The sequence below is a fragment of the Acidimicrobiales bacterium genome (assembly GCA_034521975.1).
Classification (GTDB): domain Bacteria; phylum Actinomycetota; class Acidimicrobiia; order Acidimicrobiales; family SKKL01; genus SKKL01.
Genome location: JAXHLR010000006.1, coordinates 216,414 through 241,446 on the forward strand (window position 1 = coordinate 216,414; position 25,033 = coordinate 241,446).

26 protein-coding genes are annotated in these 25,033 nt (G+C 70.5%); 11 read left to right on the top strand and 15 right to left on the bottom strand.

Annotated features, from left to right (window positions below; genetic code table 11):
• Nucleotides 1–163: 163 nt before the first annotated feature.
• The 5 genes from U5K29_10430 to U5K29_10450 all read right to left on the bottom strand — a co-directional run bounded on the left by U5K29_10430 (nucleotide 164) and on the right by U5K29_10450 (nucleotide 4,924).
• Nucleotides 164–1,102, bottom strand: coding sequence for a hypothetical protein (locus U5K29_10430; protein ID MDZ7678955.1), 939 nt, complete (start codon nucleotides 1,100–1,102; stop codon nucleotides 164–166).
• Between the two features lie 181 nt (nucleotides 1,103–1,283).
• On the bottom strand, nucleotides 1,284–1,619 hold the full coding sequence (locus U5K29_10435; protein ID MDZ7678956.1) for a hypothetical protein: 336 nt from the start codon (nucleotides 1,617–1,619) through the stop codon (nucleotides 1,284–1,286).
• A complete protein-coding gene (fliS, locus tag U5K29_10440) occupies nucleotides 1,616–2,050 on the bottom strand; it encodes a flagellar export chaperone FliS (GenBank protein MDZ7678957.1) in 435 nt (144 codons plus the stop codon). Before fliS ends, U5K29_10435 begins: the two co-directional genes overlap by 4 nt.
• Before the next feature lie 21 nt (nucleotides 2,051–2,071).
• Nucleotides 2,072–3,640, bottom strand: a complete 1,569-nt coding sequence (gene fliD, locus U5K29_10445; GenBank protein MDZ7678958.1) for a flagellar filament capping protein FliD — start codon at nucleotides 3,638–3,640, stop codon at nucleotides 2,072–2,074.
• 93 nt (nucleotides 3,641–3,733) lie between these two features.
• Nucleotides 3,734–4,924, bottom strand: coding sequence for a flagellin (locus U5K29_10450; GenBank protein MDZ7678959.1), 1,191 nt, complete (start codon nucleotides 4,922–4,924; stop codon nucleotides 3,734–3,736).
• Nucleotides 4,925–5,177: 253 nt separating this feature from the next.
• On the opposite strand from U5K29_10450, the gene U5K29_10455 reads away from it, so the two are divergent.
• From U5K29_10455 to U5K29_10475, 5 genes are all read left to right on the top strand, one after another.
• Nucleotides 5,178–5,687: a flagellar protein FlgN gene (locus U5K29_10455; protein MDZ7678960.1), complete on the top strand. Its 510-nt coding sequence runs from the start codon at nucleotides 5,178–5,180 to the stop codon at nucleotides 5,685–5,687.
• Nucleotides 5,687–7,114 carry a flagellar hook-associated protein FlgK gene (flgK, locus tag U5K29_10460; GenBank protein MDZ7678961.1) on the top strand — a complete coding sequence of 476 codons (1,428 nt, stop codon included), beginning with the start codon at nucleotides 5,687–5,689 and terminating at the stop codon, nucleotides 7,112–7,114. The genes U5K29_10455 and flgK overlap by 1 nt, the downstream gene beginning before the upstream one ends.
• Nucleotides 7,115–7,122: 8 nt before the next feature.
• Nucleotides 7,123–8,022, top strand: coding sequence for a flagellar hook-associated protein FlgL (flgL, locus tag U5K29_10465; GenBank protein MDZ7678962.1), 900 nt, complete (start codon nucleotides 7,123–7,125; stop codon nucleotides 8,020–8,022).
• A 75-nt stretch (nucleotides 8,023–8,097) separates the two neighbouring features.
• Nucleotides 8,098–8,460, top strand: coding sequence for a response regulator (locus U5K29_10470; protein ID MDZ7678963.1), 363 nt, complete (start codon nucleotides 8,098–8,100; stop codon nucleotides 8,458–8,460).
• Nucleotides 8,457–8,960, top strand: a complete 504-nt coding sequence (locus U5K29_10475) for a hypothetical protein (protein ID MDZ7678964.1) — start codon at nucleotides 8,457–8,459, stop codon at nucleotides 8,958–8,960. The genes U5K29_10470 and U5K29_10475 overlap by 4 nt, the downstream gene beginning before the upstream one ends.
• An 18-nt stretch (nucleotides 8,961–8,978) precedes the next feature.
• Here U5K29_10475 and U5K29_10480 read toward each other — a convergent pair whose 3' ends face one another.
• Nucleotides 8,979–10,919, bottom strand: a complete 1,941-nt coding sequence (locus tag U5K29_10480) for a protein kinase (protein MDZ7678965.1) — start codon at nucleotides 10,917–10,919, stop codon at nucleotides 8,979–8,981.
• 106 nt (nucleotides 10,920–11,025) lie between these two features.
• Between U5K29_10480 and U5K29_10485 the strand changes: the two genes are divergently transcribed.
• A complete protein-coding gene (locus U5K29_10485; protein MDZ7678966.1) occupies nucleotides 11,026–11,448 on the top strand; it encodes a hypothetical protein in 423 nt (140 codons plus the stop codon).
• Here the strand turns inward: U5K29_10485 and ligA are convergent.
• The 3 genes from ligA to U5K29_10500 form a co-directional block, all read right to left on the bottom strand.
• A complete protein-coding gene (ligA, locus tag U5K29_10490; GenBank protein ID MDZ7678967.1) occupies nucleotides 11,437–13,512 on the bottom strand; it encodes an NAD-dependent DNA ligase LigA in 2,076 nt (691 codons plus the stop codon). The two genes, U5K29_10485 and ligA, sit on opposite strands and share 12 nt — an antisense overlap.
• Before the next feature lie 47 nt (nucleotides 13,513–13,559).
• Nucleotides 13,560–14,306: an FkbM family methyltransferase gene (locus U5K29_10495; GenBank protein MDZ7678968.1), complete on the bottom strand. Its 747-nt coding sequence runs from the start codon at nucleotides 14,304–14,306 to the stop codon at nucleotides 13,560–13,562.
• A 102-nt stretch (nucleotides 14,307–14,408) separates the two neighbouring features.
• On the bottom strand, nucleotides 14,409–15,437 hold the full coding sequence (locus tag U5K29_10500; GenBank protein ID MDZ7678969.1) for a hypothetical protein: 1,029 nt from the start codon (nucleotides 15,435–15,437) through the stop codon (nucleotides 14,409–14,411).
• 101 nt (nucleotides 15,438–15,538) lie between these two features.
• Between U5K29_10500 and U5K29_10505 the strand changes: the two genes are divergently transcribed.
• Nucleotides 15,539–16,402 carry a hypothetical protein gene (locus tag U5K29_10505; protein ID MDZ7678970.1) on the top strand — a complete coding sequence of 288 codons (864 nt, stop codon included), beginning with the start codon at nucleotides 15,539–15,541 and terminating at the stop codon, nucleotides 16,400–16,402.
• Nucleotides 16,403–16,411: 9 nt separating this feature from the next.
• Here the strand turns inward: U5K29_10505 and mnmA are convergent, their stop codons facing one another.
• The 3 genes from mnmA to U5K29_10520 are packed head-to-tail and all read right to left on the bottom strand — an operon-like array spanning nucleotide 16,412 to nucleotide 19,250.
• Nucleotides 16,412–17,461 (bottom strand): tRNA 2-thiouridine(34) synthase MnmA, encoded by a 1,050-nt coding sequence (mnmA, locus tag U5K29_10510; protein MDZ7678971.1) that lies wholly within the window; start codon nucleotides 17,459–17,461, stop codon nucleotides 16,412–16,414.
• Between the two features lies 1 nt (nucleotide 17,462).
• Complete coding sequence (locus U5K29_10515; protein MDZ7678972.1) at nucleotides 17,463–18,614, bottom strand: cysteine desulfurase family protein; 1,152 nt, start codon at nucleotides 18,612–18,614, stop codon at nucleotides 17,463–17,465.
• Nucleotides 18,615–18,656: 42 nt separating this feature from the next.
• Nucleotides 18,657–19,250, bottom strand: coding sequence for a superoxide dismutase (locus tag U5K29_10520; protein MDZ7678973.1), 594 nt, complete (start codon nucleotides 19,248–19,250; stop codon nucleotides 18,657–18,659).
• Between the two features lie 84 nt (nucleotides 19,251–19,334).
• On the opposite strand from U5K29_10520, the gene U5K29_10525 reads away from it, so the two are divergent.
• A complete protein-coding gene (locus U5K29_10525; protein ID MDZ7678974.1) occupies nucleotides 19,335–20,096 on the top strand; it encodes a class I SAM-dependent methyltransferase in 762 nt (253 codons plus the stop codon).
• A 25-nt stretch (nucleotides 20,097–20,121) separates the two neighbouring features.
• On the opposite strand, the gene U5K29_10530 is transcribed toward U5K29_10525, so the two are convergent.
• Nucleotides 20,122–20,403: a hypothetical protein gene (locus tag U5K29_10530; protein ID MDZ7678975.1), complete on the bottom strand. Its 282-nt coding sequence runs from the start codon at nucleotides 20,401–20,403 to the stop codon at nucleotides 20,122–20,124.
• Between the two features lie 106 nt (nucleotides 20,404–20,509).
• Here U5K29_10530 and galT point away from each other — a divergent pair, with 106 nt between their 5' ends.
• Together galT and U5K29_10540 are read left to right on the top strand one after the other, a co-directional pair.
• Nucleotides 20,510–21,520, top strand: a complete 1,011-nt coding sequence (gene galT, locus U5K29_10535) for a galactose-1-phosphate uridylyltransferase (protein MDZ7678976.1) — start codon at nucleotides 20,510–20,512, stop codon at nucleotides 21,518–21,520.
• A gap of 45 nt (nucleotides 21,521–21,565) precedes the next feature.
• Entirely contained in the window at nucleotides 21,566–22,051 is a 486-nt protein-coding gene (locus U5K29_10540; GenBank protein MDZ7678977.1) for an SRPBCC family protein, read from the top strand.
• Here U5K29_10540 and U5K29_10545 read toward each other — a convergent pair.
• Both U5K29_10545 and U5K29_10550 read right to left on the bottom strand, forming a co-directional pair.
• Entirely contained in the window at nucleotides 22,036–22,929 is an 894-nt protein-coding gene (locus tag U5K29_10545; GenBank protein ID MDZ7678978.1) for a rhomboid family intramembrane serine protease, read from the bottom strand. The two genes, U5K29_10540 and U5K29_10545, sit on opposite strands and share 16 nt — an antisense overlap.
• A 9-nt stretch (nucleotides 22,930–22,938) precedes the next feature.
• Entirely contained in the window at nucleotides 22,939–23,718 is a 780-nt protein-coding gene (locus tag U5K29_10550; GenBank protein ID MDZ7678979.1) for an enoyl-CoA hydratase-related protein, read from the bottom strand.
• A 60-nt stretch (nucleotides 23,719–23,778) separates the two neighbouring features.
• On the opposite strand from U5K29_10550, the gene U5K29_10555 reads away from it, so the two are divergent.
• Nucleotides 23,779–24,897 carry a hypothetical protein gene (locus tag U5K29_10555; GenBank protein MDZ7678980.1) on the top strand — a complete coding sequence of 373 codons (1,119 nt, stop codon included), beginning with the start codon at nucleotides 23,779–23,781 and terminating at the stop codon, nucleotides 24,895–24,897.
• Nucleotides 24,898–25,033: the final 136 nt, after the last annotated feature.

The following is a 25,033-nucleotide window of genomic DNA, read 5'->3' on the forward strand; positions in this document are numbered from 1 at the left end:
AGCAGAGCACATCGTTGGCATCACAGAGACCTCGCGCGAATCGATCAATCGGACTCGCCAGTCCTTGGCGATCGACCGAGCGCTCCGTGCTCGCTGCGAGGGGTCGGCGTCACCCCTCCCCCGCTGAGCCTTCGTCGCCGAATGATGCGATCGGCCCAGTTCCTCAGCGACCCGCCCCCTCCCAGCCCCGCTTCATGAGGATGTGGGCCAGGTCGTCGATCAGCTCGGGGAGCGCGTGGTCGATCTCCAGCTCGGGGAAGCGCACCGGTTGCCAGCCAGACATCGTCAGCTTGCGATCGCGCCGCTTGTCGCGCGCCGACTCGACCACACCGTCGTGCCAGAAGGGGTGATCGACCTCGACCGCCACCTGCCAGCGCGGCCAGGCGAGGTCCACGACGATGTCCTCACCGTTGACCAGGACGAGGGGCATGTTGACGATCGGCGCAGGCAACCCCCGACCGGTGATCGCCTCGATGACGACGAGCTCGAGGTCCGAGCGGGCGACGCCTCGCCACTCTGCCCGCGAGAGCAGCGCCTCACGGAAGATCACCGCTGCGGGACGACCGGGCTGGAACAACCGCTTCGAGGTCGCCATGAGCGTCCCAAGGGTGCAGCGCCGCTCGGCCAGCGCCTGCTCGATGGCGCTGACCGTCTTCCGACGCCCGAGCATCGCCGCGGAGTCGAAGAGCGTCCGCGGCGGGCTGGTCAAACGGATGCCGTCGGATCGCCGACCAGCCACGTCGACCGGATCGATCCGGCGGGAATGATGGATGATCAGACCGTCGAGGGTCAGCCGTGCGCCGCGAGGCAACAACACGTGGACACGGGTGTCGCGCATGCCTCGGTATCCCCATTCCTGGCCCGCGGTGGTGAAGCCGATCGCAGCCAGCGGCTGGCGGAGGCAGGCTGCCACCATCCACTGGATGCGACCCGCCGGAACCGAGGGCGAGCGATAGACCCCCGGACCCATGCGGATCAGCCGTTGCGACGCGATCGTCCGATCGGTCTGACGGGCGGTGAACCCGAGGGTCTCGAAGTCAGCGCGAGTGATGACGCCGTGATGGGCGACCATCCACCGGTCGTACTCCAGCGGGACGGGCACGGTGCCTCCCCTGGTCGTCGATCGCCGGGGGAAGGCTCAGGTCAACATAGAGCGAGCGCGCTCGCTGCGCAATGGCCCAACCGGCCCGCGACTCGCAATGGCAGCGTTTTCCTCCCACAGGGGGAGCAAACTGCTGCCATTGGCAGGGGGAGGCGGGGCGGCCGGGGCGCAGGAGCGAGGGTCAGGCGTCGTGGTCGACCATGCTCGGCGCCGGCGGCTCGTCGACGATGGAGGGGCGACGGGGGACGCTCTGGTGCCGGGCCAGCTCGCCGCCGATCGCGTCTTTGGCCGCGGCGACCCGCTCGGCGGTGGCGTTCACCGCCTCGAGCAGCAGTCGGGCCCGCTCGTGCAACGCCTCGGGCATCGTCCCCATGCCCTCGGGGGGATCGAACCCACCGATGGCCTCGAACTCCGACTCCAGCTCGAGCAGGCCGTCGGGATCCACGTGGCCGAGCGCCGCCTCGATGCGATCGAGGACCGCGGTCCACACCCGCAGCTCCGGGGAACGGTCGTTCATCCCGAGAGGTCCAGGCCGCCAGCCGAAGCCGCCGGGGCGCCGGCGGAAGCGGCGCTCAGCGACTGGTAGGCCTCGGCCCAGGTGTCGCGGAGGGGCTGCACCAGCGAGCGGGCCTCGGCCACCAGCGAGGCGCTCTTGGTGATGTTCGCCCGGCCGAGCAGGTCGGCGAGCCAGGTGTAGAGGTCGGCCATGGCCTGCGCACCGTCCCAGCGGTCGAAGTCGAGCGCGCTGTGCAACTCGGCGACGATGTCCTGCGCGTGGGTCAGCGCCTCATGGGAGCCGGCGACCTCGCCTCTGCCGATAGCGACGGTGGCGTCGTCGAGGTCCCGGAGGAGTCGATCGTAGAGCAGCACCAGGAGCCGTTCGGGTGGGATCGTGCCGACGCCGTCGGCGACGAACTTGCTGCGGGCGGTCGTGGTGGGTGCATACATGGGAATCCGTTCCCCTCGTGGCTACTGGTTGTAGTTGGCTTGGAGGCCGGCGAGCTGGCTGGTCAGCCACTGGCTCTGGTTCTGGAGCTGGCCGAGCATCGACTCGAGCGCCGTGTACTGACGGCGGAGCCCGGCCTCCCGCTTCTCGAGACGCACGTCCCAGGCCTCGATCTGGCGGTTGAGGTCCTTGATCCGGTTCTCGCGGGACTGCTCGGCGGTGGTGAGCTGTCCGTTCACCGCGTCGAGCGCCCGGTTGGTGGCGGTGGTGAGTCGCTTGGCGGCGCCCGGCTCGTAGTCGACCGTTCCGACAGCCCCGGTCTGGCCGGCGGCCACGTCCACGGTGAGTCCACCGAGGCGCTCGTGGAGGGTGCTCATGGCCACCCGGAGGCTGCCGTCGTCTCGGACCGTCACCTCGGCGGTTTCGCCGTCGACGGTGGCTGCGAAGGTGCCGTCGCCGTTGTCGGTGACCTCGACGGCGTAGCTGCCGGGCTGGGCCCGCCAGCCGGCCCGGACGTAGGTGAGGTCGCCGGTGGTCTCGGCGCCGTCGACGAAGAGGCGTTCGACCGCGACGGGGTCGCTCTCGTAGGCCGCGGCGAAGGCGGCCTCGTCGAAGGTGACAGTTCCATCGCGCTGCAGCTCGACGCCGGCGAGGCCCGGCGTTCCGAGAGCGCTCTGGCCGACGGCACCGGTGAGAGCGCTGGTGAGGCGCCGGGCAACCGTGCGCACCGTCGAGTCGCCGGTGAGGATCGACCGCTCGTTGGTCTCGGGGTCGTAGTCGGTCAAGCCGTCGATCTCGGCGAGCGCCCCGTTGACGGCGTCGACCATCGCCGCGACCTTGTCGCTGATGCCGGCGACGTCGCGCTCGACGTCGATGGTGACCTCGGAGGTGGTCTTGGCGTGGAGGGTGATGGTGGCGCCCTCGATCAGGTCGTCGATGGTGTTGGTGGACCGGGTGACGGTGATCCCACCGACGTCGAGCTGGGCGTCTGCGGCGCTCCGGGTGATGGCGAACGGATCGGTCCACCCGGTGCTGGTGACCGAGAACGCGTTGTCGACACCGGTCTCCTCGGCGGTGAGGATCAGCCGGTGCTCGCCGGAGGTGACCTGCAGCGTGCTGGCGGTGACCCCGACGCCGGCGTCGTTGATCTGGGTGACGAGCTCGCCGAGGGTGCCCGCTGTGTCGAAGTCGTGGGTGGTCCCGTCGGCGGTGATGCTGACCGTCCGGCCGTCGAGGGTGGCGTCGAGCCCTGCGAAGCTGTCGCCACTCGACTGCTGCATCGCCTGGGCGAGTGACTCGACGGTGAAGCTGAGCGAGTTGCCCGGCGCACCGGTGCCGGCGGAGACCGACACGGCGTCGGGGTTCGAGGAGGTGGCGGTGAGACCCCGCCAGTCCGTGCTCGATGCGAGCTCGTTGGCCGCGGTGCGGGCCGAGGAGATCCTGGAGCGGACCGAGGCGTAGGCGTCGAGGCCGGCCTGGGCGATCTTCGCCCTCTCTTGGAGCCGGGTCTTGGGGATCGACTCGACCTGCATGAGCTGTCGGATGATCGCGGTGGTGTCGAGCCCGGAGGCCAGGCCGTCGATGTAGCTCACGCTCGCTCCCTCGGTCGGTGGTCAGGTGGACTGACCGGGCCGGAGGGGGAGCGGACCCCGTTGTCCGCTCCCCCTCTCTGGCTCGGTGGGGTACTAGCCGAGGAGCCCGAGCACCGACTGGGGCATGGCGTTGGCCTGGCCCAGCATGGCGGTGCCGGCCTGCTGCAGGATCTGGTGCCGGGTGAACTGCACCATCTCGAGGGCCATGTCGGTGTCGCGGATGCGGGACTCCGAGGCAGCCAGGTTCTCGGTGGTGACCTGCAGGTTGTTGACCGTCGACTCGAAGCGGTTCTGGACCGCACCGAGGTCACCACGAAGGGCGGAGACGTCGTTGATCGCGCCGTCGATGAAGTCGATGGCGTTCTCGGCGTCGTTCTCGACGTCGATGCCGCCGACACCGAGGGTGGTGGCGTCGACGCCACCGATCGCAACCTCGATCGTCTCGCCCTTGTTGGCGCCGACCTGGAACTTGGCAGCATCGCCAGCAGCGGCATCGATGTCGCCGGGGCTGATGCCGAGATCCGCGAGGGCAGTGTCGGTTCCGGAGTCAGCGAGCGTGAAGGTCTCGGTGTCGCCGAGCCCCCCGATTTCGAGGGTGAGGCTAGAGCCAGCACCAACGGTCTCGCCGGAGACCGACACCTTGTCGGTGAAGGCCTGGGCATCGGCGTTGCCACTGGCGGCGAGCGCCGACTTGATCGCGGTCTCCAGCGCGGCTGCAGCTGTCTCGACGTCGTCGCCAGCGAGGGCGGACATCGATACCGTGACCGCGCCGGTCCCGTTGATGTTGATCGTGAACTCGTGACCAGCGGTGGTCGTATAGGCACCATCGGCATCGAGTCCGGTGACGCTCGCGGGGGTCGAGCCGAAGCTGCCGTCGAGCAGCTTCTGCGAACCGAACTTGGTCGAATCCGCGATGCGGTCGATCTCGGCGGAAAGCTGGTCGATCTCTGCCTGGGCCGCCGCACGGGCGTCGCTGTCGTTCGAGGCGTTGGAGGCCTGCACGGCCAGGTCACGCATGCGGTTGAGCATGCTGTGGACCTCGTTGAGGGCGCCTTCTGCGGTCTGCACGACCGAGATGCCGTCCTGGGCGTTGCGGGTGGCCTGGCGAAGACCCGAGACCTGCGCACGCAGACCCTGGCTGATCACGAGGCCGGCAGCGTCGTCGGCCGCCCGGTTGATGCGGAAGCCCGACGAGAGCTTCTCGAGGCTCTTGCCCATGACGTTGTTCGTCTGGGACAGGTTCCGGTACGAGTTGAACGCTGCGATGTTCTGGTTGATCCTCATTGTTCCGTCTTCCTCCTTGAATGTGGAACTCGGTACCAACCCATGTGGAGCTGGGACCTACCGCTTCCTGCGGCAGGCGATCGATCGGACCGGCCGAGGGGCCGATGAGGCTTCGCCCGCGAATTTCCGCGCCGGCCACCGAGAATGGTTCACCTGGCCCAGTCCGCGCGCATCGTGGTCGACCGATCCCGTAGGGGGAGATTCGCGACGACGAAAGCCTCATCACCGCGGCGTCGCTGCCGAACGGTCCGTCATGGCCCCCTCTGCCGTCGCCGACCGCCTGAGCACGCTCAGCCAGACCCTGTGGCGACAGCGCGCCCTGGTCGAGGTGCTGCTCTACCGTCTCGAGGTCCAGCAGATGGTCCTCGCCGCCGGCAAGTCGCGCTGGATCGACATGTCGGCCCGCGACGTCGAGGATGCCATCGACGGCCTCCGCTCCGAAGAGCTCGTCCGGGCCACGTCGGTGGCTGGGGTCGCACCCCTGTTGAAGGTGCCCGAGACCGCGAGCCTGACCGAGCTGGCCGTCGCCGCCGGCGAACCGTGGGACCAGATCCTTCGCGATCACCAGGCGGCGTTCCTGTCGCTGATCGCATCGGTCGAGGCGGTGAGCCGGGACAACCGGGAGCTGCTCAACCACGGGTTGCGTGACACCCACGACTTCTTGTCGAGGGTGGCCAGCGCGCCCGGCAACGACGGCTACTCGGTGGAAGGCACCAGCACCCGACAGCTCGCCAAGCCCACCCTCATCGACTGGGACGTCTGATGTCGGACTTCTCGTCGCTGCAGACCGCGCTGTCGGGGCTCACCGCCCACCAGAAGGCGGTGCAGACCGCGGGGCACAACATCGCCAACGCCGCCACCCCCGGCTACAGCCGCCAGCGGGTCGACCTCAAGTCCAGCGGGGCCGGCGTGGTGCCGGCGGTGTGGTCCAAGCCCGACGGGATCGGCAACGGGGTCGAGGTCTCGACCATCGTCCGCATCCGCGACCAGTTCCTCGAGGCCAGGGCGGTGCGCGAGGTGGGCACCGGCGCCCACCTCGAGCGCCTCGGCTCGATCATGGACCGCATCGAGATGATCTTCCCCGAGCCCAGCGATGTGGGGCTCGCCCACCAGCTCTCGGACATGTGGGCCTCGTTCGACGACGTCGGCAACCAGCCCGGCTCGAGTGCGCCTCGCATCTCGTTGCTGGAACGGGCCGGCACCGTCGCCAGCGAGCTGAACCGGGCCGCGACCGAACTGGCCAACCTCCACCAGTCGAGCGTCGACCAGGCCGACGCGCTCGTCACCGAGGTGAACACGACCGCCGCCCGCGTCGCCGAGCTCAACCAGTCGGTCCGCAACGCCACCGCCGCCGGCTTGGCGCCCCACGACCTCGCCGACCAGCGCGACCGGCTCATCGACCGCCTCGGAGAGCTGGTCGGTGTGACCACCCAGCCAGGTGAGCACGGCACCACCAACGTGTTCCTCGGCGGCACCGCCCTGGTCCGCGGCGACCGGGCCGAATCGCTCGTCCTCGACACCGAAGGCGACCTGCCCGCCCCCCACGACGGTCTCGACCTGACCAACACCCAGGTCCGTTGGGCCAAGGACAACTACCCCGCTGCGGTCACCTCGGGTGAGATCGCCGGCCTGATGGAAGGCGCCAACCGCGCCATCCCCGACCAGCTCGCCGACCTCGACGCGGTCGCCGACACCCTCATCACCCAGGTCAACGACCTTCACGTCCAGGGGTTCGGCCTCGACGGTGCCGACGGCCGCCAGTTCTTCGCCGGCACCGATGCCGCCACGATCCGCGTGCACGACGACGTGGCCGGCCAGCCGGACAACGTCGCCGCGGCCGCACCCGACCCGGCCAACCCCGGCAGCCCCCTGGGCGAGCTCGACGCCTCGTGGGCCCAGGCCCTCGCCGCGCTGGGCGACGCCCCCGACGCGCCGGACCAGGTCTACAACGACATGATCGGGGCGCTGGGCGTCGAGACCCAGGCCCTGCACCGGCGTCAAGCGATCCAGGGCGAGGTCATCCGCCAGGTCGACGACGCCCGCGAAGGTGTCAGGGGCGTCAACATCGACGAGGAGATGGTGTCGCTGGTGCAGTCCCAGCACGCCTACGCCGCCTCGGCCCGGCTGATGACCACCATCGACGAGATGCTCGCCACCCTCATCACCCGCACCGGTGTGGTCGGGCGCTAGGAGCCACGATGTCGCGGATCACCAACACCACCACCTCACGGGCCGTGCTGGCCAACATCCAGAACACCGCTCGCAGCCTGGCCGATGCCCAGGACAAGATCTCGTCGGGCAAGCAGGTGCGCAAGCCGTCCGACGGGCCGGCCCAGGTGCTGACCGCGCTCGACCACCGCAGCCAGATCCGCCGCAACGAGCAGCTGGGTCGCAACGTGCTCGACGCCCGCAGCTGGCTCGACAACGCGGACAGCGCGCTCACCCACTCGGTGACCGAGATGACCAGGGCCCGGACCCTGGTGGTCAACGGCGTCAACGGTGCCACCGATGCCCAGGGACGCTTCGCTCTCGCATCGGAGATCCGCACCATCGCCGAGGGCCTCGTGCAGACCGCAAACACCAAGCACCTCGGCCGTCCCATCTTCGGCGGCACCACCGGCGGCGACATCGCCTACGACGCCAGCGGGAGCTACCAGGGCGACCAGGGCAAGATCGCCCGCACCATCGCCCCCTCGGTGACGGTGCAGGTCAACCGGTCCGGTCCCGAGGTCTTCGGCACCGAGGACGCGGGCGATCCGATGAACGGCAACGCCTTCCAGATGTTGAACGCCGTCGCCGACGCCCTCGAAGCCGGCGACATCGAGACCGCCCGCAGCGGGCTCGACGCCATCGACGCCGCCACCGCGCGCATCGAGCGGGCCCAGGTCGAGATGGGCGCCCGCGCCAAGCAGCTCGACGAGGTCCACATCCGCAACGAGGACGTCGCCATCGAGCTCAAGTCCGCCCTGGCCGAGGTGGAGGACACCGACATGGTCGAGGCGATCATCACCCTCCAGGCCCAGGAGATGGCCTACCAGGGAGCACTCGCGGTCACCGCCAAGGTCGTCCAGCCCACGCTGCTCGACTTCCTGCGCTGAACCTGGGCGTTCGCCCTCATCAGGACCCGCTCACCGCCGACCCACCAGCCAGTTCCTCGAACCTCGGGAGTCGTCGTGAACATCCTCGTCGTGGACGACAGCAAGACCATCCGCATGCTGGTGAAGCGCAACCTCAAGCAGGCCGGGTTCGACCACGCCACGATGTTCGAGGCCGAGGACGGCCCGTCCGGGCTCGAGGTCGCCCGTGCCGAGCCGCTGGATCTCATCCTGTCGGACTGGAACATGCCCGAGATGAGCGGACTGGCCTTCCTCCAGGCACTGCGTGACGAAGGGTTCGACACCACCTTCGGGTTCATCACCTCCGAGTCCACCCCGTCCTACCGCGACCAGGCGCTGTCCGCCGGTGCTGCCTTCCTGCTGTCGAAGCCGTTCAACGCGGAGGCCTTCGCCGACGCGCTCGCCGTCGCCACCACGTGAAGCCCCCGCGGGAGGCGGCGCTGCCGCCCGTCCCGATCCAGGAGTCGGTCGCCGACTTCTACAGCACGCTGTTCGGGACCGGGTGCGCAGCCAGCAAGGTCACCCCCTCCGACATCGGAGCCGACGGCAACCATGTGGTCAGCGTCTACCACGACGACCTGGGTCGCATCGCCGCGCTCGTGACCGGAGACTCGGCCTTCGTGACCGCCAGCGGGGCCGCCCTCGCCATGATCCCCGCCTCGGCCGCCCGCGACGCGCTCGAGGGCGGCACGATCGACCAGAACCTGCTCGAGAACTTCCGCGAGGTGTGCAACATCACCGCCTCCATGCTCAACACGGCGACCACACCCCACCTCAGCCTCGTCGATGCCTGGCCGACCGACCACGCCGACCTACCGAACGAGGTGTGGGACGTGCTCGCGTCGCCCAGAAAGCGACGCGAGTTCGCGGTGACGATCAACAGCTACCACGACGGCCGCCTCGGCATCGTGATCCACTGACCACTCCAGGAGCGCCGATCAGCGGGTGAGGAGGTCGACCTCGGTGCCCTGACGCACCGTCGTGCCGGCGGCGGGGTCGGTGGAGCGGATGTTGCGCGGCGGACCGATCCTGCTGCCCACCGACAGCCCGTGGTCGCGGATCTCGGCGATGGCCTCGGATTCGGTGAGCCCCGACACGTCGGGGACCTCGACCATCGGCAGCCCCGTCGACACGATCACCCGCACCGTGGAGCCTCGCGGCACCAGCTCGCCCGAGACCGGCTCGAGAGCGATCACGAACCCCTCGGGGATGGTCTCGCTCGACGACTCGCCCCGCTCCGGGACGAGGCCGTCCTCATCGAGGAGGGCGGCCATCTCGTCGTAGGTGGTCTCGACCGGGACCGGTGGCAGCTCGCGGGGGGCCGGACCGGACGAGATCACCAAATCGACGGGGTCGAGCTCGGCCAGCGGCTCCTCGTGACTTGTCCGGATCACATGGCCCTCGGGGATCTCCTCGTGGTGCTCGGGCCTCTCCTCGCCGACGACCAGATCGGCTTCCTCGATGCGGCGGACCGCCTCGTCGCGAGGCAGCTCCGGGAGCCCGGGTGGGAGATCGGCCAGCGCGTTGCCCCGTGAGACGTAGATCGTGAGCACGCTGTCGGCGCCCTCTTCCAGCTCGGTGCCGGCCGCCGGTTCCTGACGAACGACCTCGCCGACCGAGGAGCCGGTCTCGCGCCAGTCCTCCACCTGGACCTCCCAGCCGTAGTCGGACACCAGGTTGCGGACATCGCTCTCGAACAGCCCGCTGTAGTCCTCGACCTCGTGGGTGGGTGTCTGCAGCGCGGTGGTGGCGAACACCGTGCCCGCGGCAGCGACCGCCACCACCACCAGGGCCGCCGCGACCCACGGCCAGCGGCGCCTGCGGGTGCGGGCTGCACGGCGCTCGTCCCGGGCCTGGCGGCGCTGAGCTCGCCGCGCCTGGCGCTTGCTGGGCGGTGCCGCGCCGTCGCCGGCACCATCGATGGCATCGGGACCAGGGACGACGACGGGCTCGGCGTCGTCGGGAGCGATGTTGGTGAGATCGGGTTGGGGCTCGGCATCGTCGCCGACGGGGGTGGCAGCGCCCGGCAGCACGAGCGGGGTCGGCCGTGGCAACGACTCGGCCGCGGCCATGAACGAGATGGCCAGTTCTCCGGCGTCGGGGCGATCGGCCGCATCGGGCCGGCACGCACGTTCGAGCACCGGCCGGAGGGGGCCGAACAGGTCACGGTCGAGCTCGACCGGCGTGTCGATGCGGGCCATGAGCGTGGCGATCGGTGTGTCGGCGGCGAAGGGAACCGTGCCGCTGACCGCCTCGATGAGGGTCAGACCCAGGGAGTAGACATCGGACCTGGGCTCGACGTGCTCGCCCTTGGCCTGTTCGGGCGACGCGTACCGGACGGTGCCCAACACCGTTCCGGACGGTTCGGTCCAGCCCGCCTCGGCCAGGGCCCTGGCCAGCCCGAAGTCGCCGATCCGCAAGCGTTCGTCGTCGCCGAAGAGCAGGTTGGCCGGCTTGATGTCGCGGTGGATGATGCCGCGCCCGTGGGCGTACTCGAGACCCCGGGTGGCCTGCAGCCCGACCAGCAGCGCCTGGGAGAGCGTCAACCGGTCGCCGTGGTCGAGCACCCCCCGGAGGCTGCCGCCACCGAGGTACTCGGTGACCAGGTAGGGGACCTCGTCACGCCCCCAGTCATAGACCGCCATGATGTGGGGGTCGTTGAGCGCCGCCGCCGCCTGGGCCTCGGCCTGGAACCGGCGGAGGAACTGCTCGTCGGCCGCCAGGTTGGGGTGCAGCACCTTCACCGCGACGCGCCGCCGGAGCCGGACGTCGTCGGCGAGGTAGACCATCGCCGACGCACCCGTACCGATGGGGGCGACCAGCCGGTACCGCCCGTCCAGCACTCGCCCGATCTGATCGCTCGTGCGCGAAAGGGCCACGGTGGAAGGGTAGACGGTCACTCCCCGCTCCCGGTGGCACGGTGGATCCGACCACCGGGTGGGCCCCGAGGTGGGAACCGCCCACACGGTGCGACATGATGGGTGGATGCAGTTGCTCGAGCGGGACCTCACCCGCCGGATGCTCTTCGCCGGCCTGCTGGCACTGGCCGTCGCGGGCATGGTGATCGCGGTCTCCAACGGACGCACGTCGCCGAACGCCGCGGCCGACCGGTCCGACGCGGTCGACGCGCTGGTACCCGACGAAGGAGCCGACGTGTTGCGACAGAGCACGGTCGGGATCGACGTGGGGACGGGGTACCAGGCCCGGCTGGTGATCAACGGCACCACCGTCCCCGACGACCAGCTGGCCGGCGACCAAGGACTCGGCCAGTACTTCTTCACGCCCGGCCCCGGACAGGTCCTCGAGTCGCTCCACGGCGGACAGAACTGCATCATCGCCACCTACTGGCTGGCAGCAGAGGGACCCGAACAGGGCCAGACCACGCGCTGGTGCTTCTCAGCCGCCTGAGGCGTCGGTGTCGCCGGCGATGACCTCGCCGGTCTCGAGCAGGTGCTCGAAACCGGCCTCGTCGAGGATGGGCACGCCGAGCTCGGCGGCCTTGTCGAGCTTCGAGGTGCCCGGGCCCTCCCCCACCACCACCGCGTCGGTCTTGTTGGAGACACTTCCGGGCGACTTGCCACCCCGGCTGGTGATGGCCTGTTCGGCCTCGTCGCGGGTGTAGCCGTGGAGAGTGCCGGTGACCACGATGCTCTTGTCGTCGAGGATCGGCGTCACGGCGGGGGTGGCGGGACCCGCCAGGTTGAGCCCCGCAGCGCGCAGCTTGGCCAGCACCGCCTGGTTCCGTTCGGACGCGAAGAACTCGTGCACGCTCTCGGCGATGGTGGGACCGATCCCCTCGATGGCGGCCAGCTCGTCGACCGATGCGGTCTCGATGGCGTCGAGGTGACCCAGCTTGGTGGCGAGCAGCCGCGCCCCGGTGGGTCCGAGGTGGCGGATGTTGAGCCCGACCAACAGGTTGGCGAGGGGACGGTCGCGGCTGGCGTCGATGGCGTCGCGCAGGTTGTCGACCGAGGTCTGCCCGAACCCCTCGAGCTCGCCGATGCGGTCGTAGTCGAGCGAGTAGAGATCGCCGATGTCGTCGAGGAGCCCGAGCTCGACGAACAGCTGCACCCGCTGCTCGCCCAGGCCCTCGATGTCCATCGCCGCCCGCGAGGCGAAGTGCTCGATGCTTCCCGTGCGCTGGGCGGGGCAATCGATGTTGGTGCAGAAGTGGTGGCCCTCGCCCTCGAGGCGCACCAGCGGCCCGCCGCAGCGCGGGCAACGGTCGGGGAACTGCCAGCGGGCCAGACCCTCGGGCCGTTCGGAGAGCACCGGCCCCACGACCTCGGGGATGACGTCGCCCGCCTTGCGCACCACGACGGTGTCGCCCGGACGCACGTCCTTGGCTTCGACCTGGACCTGGTTGTGCAACGTGGCCATGCCGACCGTCGAACCGCCCACGAAGACCGGTTCGAGCACCGCGAAGGGGGTGGCCTTGCCGGTGCGGCCGATGGAGACCTCGATGTCGCGGAGCACGGTGGTGCGCTCCTCGGGCGGGAACTTGTAGGCGATCGCCCATCGGGGAGCCTTGGCGGTGAACCCCAGCGCCTCACGCCGGGCCAGGTCGTCGACCTTGACGACCACGCCGTCGATCTCGTAGTCGAGATCGTGGCGGTGCTGTTGCCAGTACAGACAGAGCTCGGCGACCTCGTCGAGGCCTTCGACGGTGGTGATCTCGGGGTTGACCGGCAATCCCAGCGAGGCGATGTAGTCGAGGGTCTCGGAGTGGCGGGAGAGCTCGGGGCCGCCCTCGACCGCGCCGAGTTGGTAGCACCACAGCGCCAGGCCACGGGTGGCGGTGATGGAGGCGTCCTTCTGGCGCAGCGACCCGGCCGCGGTGTTGCGGGGATTGACGTAGCGGCGGAGCCCGGCCTCTTCCTGCTGGTCGTTGAGCGCCTCGAAGATGCGCACCGGCAGATACACCTCGCCGCGCACCTCGAGCAGGTCGGGTGGCTCGCCGTCGAGGTGTTCGGGGACCTGTTCGAGGGTACGAACGTTGTCGGTCACGTCCTCGCCGACACGACCGTCGCCCCGCGTGGCCGCGCGGGTGTAGCGACCCTGCTCGTAGGTGATGGAGATGGCGACGCCGTCGATCTTGAGCTCGCACACGAACGACACGGGGGGACGATCAGCGCCCTCGAGCTCGGTGAGGCGGCGCTCGAGGCGGGCGCCCCAGGCGACGAGCTCGTCGCGGTCCATGGCGTTGTCGAGCGACATCATGGGGATCAGGTGCTCGACCGGGCTGAAGGCAGCCGATGGCGCACCACCGACGGTCTGGGTGGGGGAATCGGCGGTGACCAGGCTGGGGTGCAGCGCTTCGAGCTCGTTGAGCTGGCGCACCAGCGCGTCGTACTCGGCGTCGGGGATCTCGGGCGCGTCGAGCTGGTGGTAGAGCCGGTTGTGGTGCCCGATCTGGTCTCGGAGCGCCTCGACCTCGGCGACGACCTCGTCAGGGACCTCGTCAGGGATCACGGAGTCGAGCCTACGCAACCCCACCGACACCGAGAACGGGGGTGGGCCTACGAGTGGTGGTCCGCGAGCACCGCCCGCAACGCAGCGGAGCGCTCGTGTGGGACCAGCAGCACGTTGCGGGCGTCGACGGCGGTGGTCGCATCGGACAGGTCGACATAGCCGTGGTGCTCCATCTGGGCCAGGAACTCGTCGCGGGACGACCCGAAGCGCCGGGAGTGGCGGTCCTCGACCTCGCAGAGGATGACGGGTCGGTGCGTGCTCAGCACCTCGTGCCCGCCGGCCATCACCAGCAGTTCGGCCCCCTCGACATCGCACTTCATGAAGTCGACGACCCGGCCCAATCGGACCGCGACCTGATCGAGGGTGGTGGCCCAACACTGCTCGGGCTCGCTCGACCTCAATCCATCGTCGAGCTCCAGGATCGCCGTTCCCGCCACTGCGGGCTGGATGAACGAGCGACCGGGGACGGCGAACCGGCGGCGGGGCACCACCACCGTCATCGGCCCGGCGATGGCTGCCAGCGCGGCCCGACGTACCTGGAGGTGGGCGAGGTTGAGCGCGCGAGCCAGCCAGGCGAGGCGGCGGGCGGCGCTGCGGCGGGGTTCGACCGCCACGACCGAGCCTGCTCGTCCCACCAGGACGGCCAAGGGCAGCGAGTAGATGCCGTTGGAGGCCCCGATGTCGATGACGGTGCCACCCGACTGGACGAGCAGCGGGAGCAGGCGTAGCTCACGCTCGAACCCCGGCAGGACGCTGAGCACCGAGAGGACCCGGGGAAGGATCAGCGACAGCATCGCCACATGCCGAACCGGATCGAGGATGAAGCGGAGCGAGCCACAGAGGTGAGCGTAGCGTGCCGCCGCGTCAGGACTCCCGTCCGAGCCATGCCACGCCCGTCAGGCGCCGACCGACAGCCGCACCCCAAGGGCCTGGTCGTGCACCCGGCTCGCCACCTCGCGCGTGAGCAACAGCACTTGCTCGGCCTGGGGAACACCGTGGGTCGCCAGGCCGCACGCCGGTGTCACCAGCGACTGGAGCCGCAGCGCCACGGGGTCACAACCGCCGCGAACCAGGTCGCACCAGGTTGCCGACAGCTGCCGCCACGACCGGCCCGGCGAGGATCCGATGGGCGCGTCGGTCGGGATCGCACCCCACGCCACGCGACCCCCGTGGTCGAGGAAGCGCCCCAACGCCTCGGGCGCATGCTCGAGCCCCTGACCGAGCGGGGCCGAGATGATCTGGGGTCCAGCCTGCAGGACCAGCTTCCAGTCGGTTGGTCCGCAACAGTGCAAGCCGGTGATCGCTTCGCGTTCGAGCACCGCCAACGCACCCGAGGTGAGATCGATCGCCGCCTCGGGATCGAGTGGGAACTCGGGATGCAAGAGCCCGGTCAGCCCGGGCTCGTCGAGGAAGGCCACCAGCGGTGTGCCCGGCGCCCTCCGCTCGGCCAGGGCCACCAAGCCAGCCGCTCGTGCCCGTACGGCGGTGCCGGCGACAGCGAAGGCCGGGCCCACGTCGGCCCCCGCAGCGTGGAGCGCAAGTCCGAGGGTCACCGGCCCGGTGAGCTGGACCTTGACGGGCTCGGTCCTGCCTCGCACGGCGTCGAGGAAGGTACGAAGCGTGAGGAAGGGCTCACCCTCGAGGTCGGGGTCGGCCAGCGAGCACTGCGGGTCGAGGAGATCGAGGCGCAGGTCGAGCGAGCCGTCGTCGGCGACGACGACACCGGGGACCCCCCAGGCGGCCTGGGCCACCATGGCCTCCAGAGCAGAACGCTGAGGCAGCGATGGGGCCGCAGGAAGCCGGTGCTGGCGGGCGAGCACGAACGCCACCGCCTCATCGGGATCGCGGTGCGGCAGACTTCCGATGGTGGTGTCGGTTCCGGGCGCGAGAACGGCCACGTCGTCGACCAGCGGTGCAGTTGCCACGGTTGCTCCCCCTCTTGCTGCGGTGCTGCGTCCCCCCGGATCGCGGTTCGATCCCCTACTGGAATAGCCAGCGGAGGCTCCCATGAGCAAATCTCGGAGTCGTGGACTTCGCTGGCCCTTGGCCCATCCGTGTGGCGTGGCTGGTCCAGCCCCTCGCCCTGAACCCCGTCCTGGGCGACGCGCTCGACCCGCACAGCACGGCGGTGCAGGCCCTGATGCTCGCCCTCGCGTGGGCAGCCTGGACCACGGGACTGGTCGCGGTGCTGGTGCCGCGAACCGTGGGCCTCACCACCGTGCGGATCCTGGCCCCCACCGGGTTGGCGCTGGCGATGTGGGCCGCGGTCGTCGCCGACGGTGTCACGTGGGGCGCCGTGGCGGTCGTCGCGTCGGCGGTGACCGCCACCATCGCGCTGTCGCCGACGACCGGCGACGTGTTCGTGAACGGTTCCGCCTACGGGGCCGAGCGGCGCTTCGCGCTCCGACCTCCTGCGGTGCTGCTGCTGGGACCGGTGCAGCTCATCTGGGCCTTGGTCGTGGCCGGCACCGTGGCCGGTCCCCTGCTGCTGGCCACCGAGCAGTGGATCGCCGGGGTGGTGCTCACCCTCGTCGGGCTGTCCGTAGCGGCGCTCGGTTGCCGGTCGCTGCACCAGCTGTCGCGCCGCTGGCTGGTCATGGTGCCCGCGGGGGTGGTCATCCATGATCCCGCCGCGGTCGTCTCTCAGCTGTTCCGCAGCCCGACGGTCGTCTCGATCGGTCCCGCCCCCGCCGACTCGGGGGCGCTCGATCTCACCGCCGGAGCCCCCGGCCTGGCCCTCGAGCTCCAGCTGCACGAGGCCGCAACCCTCGAGCTGCGCAAGCGGGGGTCGAAGGCGAAGGTGGTGCACGCCACCGCGGTGATGTTCACACCCTCGAGACCGGGCGAGGTGTTGCGCGAGGCGGCCGATCGGTCGCTGGTCGTGCGCTGAGCAGCCGACTCAGCTCGTGGCGGGGCTGGCGGCGATGGCGCTGCCGACCACCTCGTCGTTCTCGTAGAACACCACAGACTGGCCGGGGGCGACCCGACGCCGGGGTTCGACCCATCGCAGCTCGCGACCGACGACGCGTCCCGGTGAAGGTCGGCCGTGGGCCGAGACCTGGGCCTCGACCGGCCCGGCAACCGGTCCGGCAGCCCACCGAAGGTCGTCGAGTGCCACGGTGGCCGACAAGAGATCGGACTCGTCGCCGATGGTGACCCGTCGACGGGCCACATCGACCGCCACGGCGAAGCGGCGGTCGCCGGAACCCGCGACTCCGAGGCCTCGACGCTGGCCGATGGTGACGAGCTCGACCGCGGGCACCTCGCCCACCGTCTGGCCCGCCCCGTCGACGACCGTTCCCGGATGCAGGTCGATGCGTTCGGCGAGGAACCCGGCTCGACCCGCTCCGGTGGTGATGAAGCACACGTCCTGGCTGTCGGGCTTGGTCGCGGTGCGCAGGCCCAACTCGTCGGCCAGGGTCCGCACGTCGTCCTTGGTGCGGTCGCCGACGGGGAACACGATCCGAGCCAGCTGATCCTGGTCCAGCATGTGCAACACGTAGGACTGGTCCTTCGCCGGATCGGCACCCCGGGCAACCCGGTTGGAGCCGTCGGCCCGGGTGGCGATCCGGGCGTGGTGGCCGGTGGCGACGGCATCGAACCCCAGCGCCAGAGCCCGGTCGAGGAGCCGGTCGAACTTGAGGTGCCGGTTGCACTCGACGCAGGGGTTGGGGGTGCGGCCCGCGGCGTGGTCGGACACGTAGGGCTCGACCACGTGGCGGGTGAAGTCGTCGCCGAAGTTGAACACGTGATGGTCGATGCCGAGCTGCTGAGCGACCCGACGGGCGTCGTCGACGTCGGACACCGAGCAGCAACCGGTGTCGGACTCGCCACCCCACAGCTTGAGGGTGACCCCGACCACCTCGTGTCCGGCGTCGCGCACCAGCGCGGCGGCGACCGAGGAGTCGACGCCGCCCGACATCGCCGCCATCACCTTCACGATCGGCACCTCATCGGTGGCTCCGGAGCCGGTCGACGGCGTGGACGATCGCGTCGACGGCGTGGTCGACCTCGGCGTCGGTGGTGGTGGCCCCGAGTGAGAGCCGCAGCGAACCGCGGGCGCGATCGCGGGGTACCCCGAGCGCGGCGAGCACGTGCGACGGGTCGAGTGCCCCGCTCGAACACGACGAGGCGGCAGAAGCGGCGACGCCCGCCTGGTCGAGCATGAACAGCAGGGCCTCGCTCTCGACGCCGTCGATGCAGACGTGGCAGGACGCCGCCACCTTGTTCGACCGGTCGGGGCGCCCGTCGGGGCCCACCCCGACGGCGGTCTCGACCACGTCGGGGATCCGGGTCGACAGGCCGTCGGCGAGCCGGTCGCGCAGGCGGGCGACTCGTTCGACCGTGGTGGCCCGCTCGGCCACCACGGCGGCAGCGGCCGCAGCCATCGCACCGATGCCCGCGACGTTGTGGGTACCGCTACGCAGGCCGCGCTCCTGACCACCGCCGAGCTGCTGGGGGGCGAGCGGGGTTCGGTTGCGCACGACCAAGGCGCCGACCCCCTGGGGTCCTCCGAACTTGTGGGCGCTGATCGAAACGAGCCGGGCGGGAGCGGCGAAGGTGGCGACGTCGAGCCAGGGGAAGGCCTGGACGGCGTCGGTGTGCAGCACCGCGTGCGGCGCGTGCTCGGCGATCACCGTGGCAACCGCCTCCAGGTCCTGGATGACGCCGATCTCGTTGTTGGCCAGCATCACCGACACCAACCCCACGCTGTCGTCGAGCATCGCGGCGAGGGCGTCGAGGTCGATGCCGGCCCACCGGTCGACCGGCAGGGCGCGCCCACCGAGGGCGACGACGGGATCGAGCACGGCATGGTGCTCGATCGCCGAACACAGCACCGTCGTTCCGGTCGCCTCGACGACCCCCCGCACGGCGAGGTTGTCGGCCTCGGTGCCACCACTGGTGAAAACGACCTCGCCAGGCGCACAACCCAGCGCGGCAGCCATGACGTCGCGCGCCTCGTCGACGACCTTGCGGGCGGCGCGTGCGCCCCGGTGCGAGCCGGTGGGGTTGCCGAGCGGGTCGTCGAGCAACTCGGCCATGGCCGCGCGCGCCTCGGGGCACATCGGCGTGGTGGCCGCGTGGTCGAGGTAGGCGTTCACCCGACCCAGGCTAGGCCCTGGGTCGGGGGGCGCCTCGTGGGATCAGACCTCGGAGAGGTTCTGGGCGACGAAGTCCCAGTTGACGAGCTGGTCGAAGAAGTTGTCGATGAAGCCCGGCCGCGAGTTGCGGAAGTCGAGGTAGTAGGCGTGCTCCCACACGTCGAGGGTGAGCAGCGCCTTGGCCTCGTGGTTGACGGGGGTGTCGGCGTTGAGGGTCTTCATGACCTTGAGACCACCCCCGTCGTGGGCCAACCAGGCCCAGCCCGACCCGAACTGGGTCTTGGCGGCGTTGGTGAACTCGTCGCGGAAAGCCTGGACCGAGCCGAACGCGCTGTTGATCTGCTCGGCCACATCGCCCGAGGGCTCGCCGCCCCCGGTGGGGCTGAGGCAGCTCCAGAAGAATGTGTGGTTCCACACCTGAGCGGCGTTGTTGAACAGACCCGAGTGGGTCTCGGCCTCCTTGATGATCTGCTCGAGGGAGTTGTCGGCGTTCTCGGTTCCCTCGACCAGACCGTTGAGGTTGTTGACATAGGTCTGGTGGTGCTTGCCGTAGTGGTAGTCGAGGGTCTCCTCGCTCATGCCACGGCTGGCCAGGGCGTCCTTGGCAAAGGGAAGGGGCGGCAGTTCGAAGGCCACAGTAGGGGTCCTTTCACGTCGTCGAAGCTCAACAGTTCTGCTCTCGGGAGGCTACCTCCATCTGCTTCGAGCGAAACTTGGGTGATGGACGAACCCACACCGACCCCCGACTACGGGGAGTCCTTCGCTGATGTGTACGACGACTGGTACGGCGAGATCACCGATGTGGGCGCGACCGCCGACCGGGTCGCGGCCCTGGTCGTGGACGCCGGCACCGACCGGGTGCTCGAACTGGGGATCGGCAGCGGTCGCCTGGCGCTGCCGATGGCCGAGCGGGGGCTGCGCGTCGTCGGCATCGATTCGAGCCCGCCGATGCTGGACCGGTTGCGAGCCAAGTCCGGAGCCGACGCCATCGAGGTGCACGAGGGCGACATGGCCGAGGCCGACACCTTGGTCGACGGCCCGTTCGGGGTGGTGCTCATCGCGTTCAACACCCTGTTCAACCTGGCCGGCGAGGACCGCCAGCGGGCGTGTCTGACGGCGGTCTCCTCACTGCTCGACCCCCGGGGATCGCTACTGGTCGAGACCGCGGTGTGGGGCGACCCGCCCGATCGGGTCGAACGAGGGCTGTCCACCACCAGGGTCGATCACGACCGGGTGGTGCTGAGCGCAACCGAGCACGACCCGGCCACCCAGGTCGTGACCGGCCAGCACATCGACATCACCGCCGACGGCACCCGCCTGCGCCCGTGGCGCATCCGCTACCTGACCCCCGATCAGCTCGACACCATGTCCGCCGCAGCGGGCTTGGTGCTGGTCGAACGTCACGCCGACTGGACCGGCGCGCCGCTCACCGCACACGACACGGTCCACGTCTCCCGATACCAGCCAACTACCACCCGGTGAGGCGACAGCGGCGCTCGGCGACCGCTCAGTCCTGCTTGGCGATCCTGGCGCGGATCTCGGCGACGCTGGTGTTGGCCGCGGTCGCGAGCGCTTGGGCGACGCCTCTGACGTCCTCGCGCACCGCTGGGTCCCGAGACGCGTCGCCGAGCGCCGAGATCACCTCCTCCATCGACTCGCGCAGGCGCTCCAGGGTGCCGTCGCCCTCATCGCGCTCGGACGCCTCTTCCTCGACGTGCATCTTCAGCTTGAGGCCAAGGGCCGAGAGACGGTCACCGACCTCGTTCCACGACTCTCTGGTTGTGCTCATGGGCACCAGCATGGACCTGTCACCCCGAACGCGCCACCGTCAAAGGTCCCGACTCACCGGTCCCGGCCTCACCCCCGTCGCGTCCGGCGACCGCTAGCGTCGGGACGTGGCCTCACCGGCGACCCACCAGCTTCGGCGCAATCCGCTCACCGGCCGGTGGGTCACCATCGCCGCGGCCAGAGCCAGCCGCCCCCAGGACTTCCTCACCCGGGTGCTCGAGGTCGAACCGGTCGGCGACCGGCCCTGCCCGTTCTGCCCCGGCAACGAGGAGGCCACTCCCCCGGCGCTGGAGAGCTACGGTCCCGACGGCGGGTGGCTGGTCCGGGTGGTGCCCAACCTCTATCCCGCGTTCGTCGGCACCGAGCCCATGCAGCTCGAACACGTCACCCCGTTGCACGTGCAGGCACCGGCGAGCGGGCTGCACGAGGTGCTCGTCTTCGCCCCGGAGCACGACCTGCGCCTCGACCAGCTCGACTCGCGGCGCATCACGCTGGCGATGGCCGCGCTCAGGGATCGGTTCGAGGATCACTCCCACCACCGCGAGATCGCCTACACCCAGGCGATCGTCAACTACGGCCGCGAGGCCGGTGCCTCGCTCGAACACCCCCACGCCCAGCTCCTGGGCATCCCCTTCGTCCCCGGCGAGATCGACGACGAGTACCGCGGCATCGACGAGCACCCGTCGTCGTGCCTGCTGTGCGACACCACCCGCGTCGAGCTGGCCGAGGGTGAGCGTGTCGTCCTCGCCGACGAGCGCGCGGTGGTGATCGCTCCGTGGTGGAGCGGCGCACCCTATGAGATGCTGATCCTCCCCCGGGCCCACGCCGCTCGGGCCCCCGACGCCGACCCCTTCGATGTGACCGGGGTCGGCAGGGCCTTGCGCGACGCGCTGCGCCGGCTGCGTCACGTGCTCGGTGACGTCGCCTACAACGTCATGGTCCACACCGCTCCCCACCAGGCCCGTGGCACCTACCACTGGCACGTACACCTCCTGCCCCGCACCTCGACCGCCGCCGGCTTCGAACAGGGCACCGGGGTGCTGATCAACACGGTCGCCCCCGAGACGGCGGCCGCCCAGCTCCGCCACCCGGAGGCCGTGGCCAGCGCGGGACGCTGAACCAGAGCCGGTGCGAACGATCGTGCCGCTGCCTAAGGTGAGCCGGTGACCGAGATCCGCACTGCTGTCACCATCGCTGCGCCACCGGCGGCGGTCTGGGCCGACGTGCGCGACATCGCGAGCCACGTCGAGTGGATGGCCGATGCCGTCGAGATCCGCTTCACCTCCGACACCACCGACGGCACCGGCACCACCTTCGAGTGCGACACCAGGGTCGGGCCGTTGCGGTTGACCGACCTCATGGAGATCACCGAGTGGGAGGACGATCGCCGCATGGGCGTTCGCCACGTGGGGCTGGTGACCGGCACCGGCGTCTTCACCCTGGAGCCGCTGGACGAGGTCGCCACGGTGTTCACCTGGACCGAGCGGCTGCAGTTCCCCTGGTGGTTGGGGGGCCCGCTCGGAGCGGCAGCGAGCCGCCCCGTGATGCGCTGGATCTGGAGGCGGAACCTCGCCCGGCTCAAGGCCCGGATCGAGGGCGCGGCCGGGGGCGGCGACCACCCGGTCCAGCACGATCAGCCGAACGCCTGATCCACCCAGTTGCCCGCGGCCCACAGCGAGCCGACGAAGCACGCCACCCCGAAGAGCGCGACCAGGGCGGAGGCCACGATGGTCGCCTGGCGCCGGTCGCCGAGCTTCACCCGCCGCGGCAGCTCGATGAACAGGGCGGCGATGACCGCACCTCCCACAAGGCCGCCCAGGTGCCCGCCGATGGAGATGTTCGGCACGAGGAAGGTGAACACGAGGTTGATCGCGACGAGGCCACCGATGCCGCTCTGCCACGGGTTGACCCCCACCGCCCGCTGGGCGATGAGCAACGCCCCCATCAACCCGAACACCGCGCCCGACGCGCCGACGGTCGGCTGAACGGGATCGAGCAGCAGGACACCGAACGATCCGGCGAGCAGCGAGACGCCGTAGAGCAGCCCGAAGCGCACACGGCCGAGGACCGGCTCGAGCTCGGACCCGAGCAGCCACAGCAGGAACATGTTGAACCCGATGTGCATGAGGTTGGCATGGAGAAACCCGCCGGTGACGATGCGCCACCACTCGCCGGCGTCAACCCCGATGAAGCCCACGTCGCTGAAGATGCGGCCGCCGATGAGCAGACCGTCGATGTACAGCGACCCGCCGGTCTGGCCGAGGCCGCCGCCGCCGAACGAGGTGGCGAGGAACGCCACCACGTTGGCGGCGATGAGCACCTTGGTGACGATCGGGTCGGTACCGGCCCGGATGCTGGCCATGGTGCGCACCTGCTGGCGACCGACCTTGGCGCACTCGGGACAGTGGAAGCCCACCGAGGCGGTGTGCATGCAGTCGGGACAGATCGGCCGACCACAGCGCTGGCACCCCACCCCGGCACGGCGGTCGGGATGAAAGGCACAGGTGCGAGGCGGTGTCGGGTCCACGAGTTGACGCTACCGGCCTTCGAAGGCGGCCTTGCCGGGACCGTGCTCGAGGAACGAGGCCACACCGATGCGGGCGTCGTGGGTGTCGAACGCCTCGACGAAGCGGTGCTGTTCGATGCCCAATCCGGCGGACAGGCTGGTGTCGAGCCCCTGGTCGATCGCCGCCTTGGCCAGTCCCTGAGCCACCACCGCTCCTCGGGCCAGCTCGGCGGCCTTCTCGCGGGTGCGCGCCTCGAGGTCCTCAGGTGCCACCACTTCGTCGACCAGGCCGATCGCCAGGGCCTCGTCGGCCTTCACCTGCCGGCCGGTGAAGACCAGGTCCTTGGCTCTGGCCGGCCCCACCAGGCGGGTCAGGCGCTGGGTGCCGCCGCCACCGGGGATGATGCCCAGCAGGATCTCGGGCTGGCCGAACACGGCCCGCTCCGACGCGATGCGGAAGTCGCAGGCGAGAGCCAGCTCGCACCCTCCCCCGAGCGCGAACCCCGACACCGAGGCGATGGTGGCCCGTGGAATGGCGGCAACGGCGTCGAGCGCGTCGCGGAACGCTCCGCCGACCTCACGAGCCTCGCCGGGCCCGCCGAACTCGGAGATGTCGGCGCCGGCCGCGAAGAGCCGGTCACCACCGGTGACGATGACCGCCCCCGGCGGGTCGACGGTCAGCTCGCCGGCAACGCCCCGCAACTGGGCGAGCAGGCCGGTGGACAGGGCGTTGACCTTGGGGTGGTCGAGGCGCACGACGGCCACACCGTCGTCACCGCGGTCGAGATGGACCAGCGTGGGCTCGGACATGGATGGTCAGGGTAGGGCCCCCGGCGTGCCCCCATCGAAGCGGGGCACCATACTCACGCCGTGACACCTGTCCGCCGACGCCTCGCCATCGCGGCCGCCGTCCTGCTCGCGCTGGTGCTGGTGACCTGGTCCTGCGGCACGGGCGGCGACGAGGAGACGAGCTCCGATGGCGTCACCTCGACCACCGGCGACACGGCGCCGGTCGACGGACCGCCCGCGTTCGTTCCCATCACCGGTGGCACCAGCGACGACGGCCAACCCGAACCGCCGCCGGTGCACGCGGTGTTCTCGGTGGTGGTGAGGGGCGACACCAGCTGGAGCCCCTACGCGGGGTCCGAGCTCACCGGCGTGGACGCCGAGGAGACCGAGGCCATCGCCGGTCGGCTCCGCCGCCTCAGCGACCTGCTGCGCGACGCGGGCGTGCCGGCCAGCGTCGAACTGGCCTACGGACCAGCGGCGGCGTTGTGCGCGCTCGACCCCGGGGTGCTCGACCAGCTCGGGGCGGCCGGCCATCGCCTCGGCATCCATGCCCGGTCCATCGGCGAGGTGTTCCGTGCCCACGACGCGCTCGATGGCTGCGACCGCCGTCCGACGACGGTGTCGGGGCTGACCGCGATGGCGGATCCGCACGGCCCCGACGGTCCGAGTCGCCAGAGCATCGACGACGCGATGGCGGTGTTGAGCGTGCTCGACCTGCATCAGGTCATCGGCCAGGTGTCGCCGGTGTGTGTCGAGGTGGGCCTGGCCGAACCCACCCACGGCTACGGCACCGGTGCGTTCACCGCGCCGTGGCGGTCGGGGTGGACCGAGGGGAACCCCTGCTCGGACCTGCCCGGGGGACGGATCGTGATGATCGACCAGACCCCGTTGGCTCCCGGAGACGGCGCCGAACGCGTCGACTCCGACGCCTTGTCGGTCCTGTCGAGCCGGACCGATCAGGTGCTCGGGTACGCGCTGGATCACCGCTTCGCCGAGCCCGACGAGCTGCCCCACCCCGGCGTGATCAGCTGGGGGGTGACGGTGCGGCTGAGCGACCTGCGCACTCCCGCTCCCGGCGAGGAGGAAGACGGCGAGGAGGATCGAGGCCGCCGGGAACGACGGCGTTGGCGCCGGCACCGAACCCCGGCCGGCGCCCCTCGACGAGGAGGTCCTCGCGCAGATGGCGAACCTGATCGATGAGCAGTGGCGACCGGCGATGGAACGGGATCGCCTGCGATGGATGCTCCCCGACGAGCTGGCCCAGATCCTGCGACCCCTGCCCTGAGAGACCGGGCAGGCCGGCAGCCGCGCGAGGAGCGCCCACCTACCCGCAACG

Bases quoted from the DNA above. Each gene is read 5' to 3' on its own strand.
- U5K29_10435 (MDZ7678956.1), bottom strand. From the start codon at position 1,619: ATGAACGACCGTTCCCCGGAGCTGCGGGTGTGGACCGCGGTCCTCGAT.
- fliS (MDZ7678957.1), bottom strand. From the start codon at position 2,050: ATGTATGCACCCACCACGACCGCCCGCAGCAAGTTCGTCGCCGACGGC.
- U5K29_10450 (MDZ7678959.1), bottom strand. From the start codon at position 4,924: ATGAGGATCAACCAGAACATCGCAGCGTTCAACTCGTACCGGAACCTG.
- U5K29_10455 (MDZ7678960.1), top strand. From the start codon at position 5,178: ATGGCCCCCTCTGCCGTCGCCGACCGCCTGAGCACGCTCAGCCAGACC.
- flgK (MDZ7678961.1), top strand. From the start codon at position 5,687: ATGTCGGACTTCTCGTCGCTGCAGACCGCGCTGTCGGGGCTCACCGCC.
- flgL (MDZ7678962.1), top strand. From the start codon at position 7,123: ATGTCGCGGATCACCAACACCACCACCTCACGGGCCGTGCTGGCCAAC.
- U5K29_10485 (MDZ7678966.1), top strand. From the start codon at position 11,026: ATGCAGTTGCTCGAGCGGGACCTCACCCGCCGGATGCTCTTCGCCGGC.
- U5K29_10495 (MDZ7678968.1), bottom strand. From the start codon at position 14,306: ATGCTGTCGCTGATCCTTCCCCGGGTCCTCTCGGTGCTCAGCGTCCTG.
- U5K29_10525 (MDZ7678974.1), top strand. From the start codon at position 19,335: ATGGACGAACCCACACCGACCCCCGACTACGGGGAGTCCTTCGCTGAT.
- U5K29_10530 (MDZ7678975.1), bottom strand. From the start codon at position 20,403: ATGAGCACAACCAGAGAGTCGTGGAACGAGGTCGGTGACCGTCTCTCG.
- U5K29_10550 (MDZ7678979.1), bottom strand. From the start codon at position 23,718: ATGTCCGAGCCCACGCTGGTCCATCTCGACCGCGGTGACGACGGTGTG.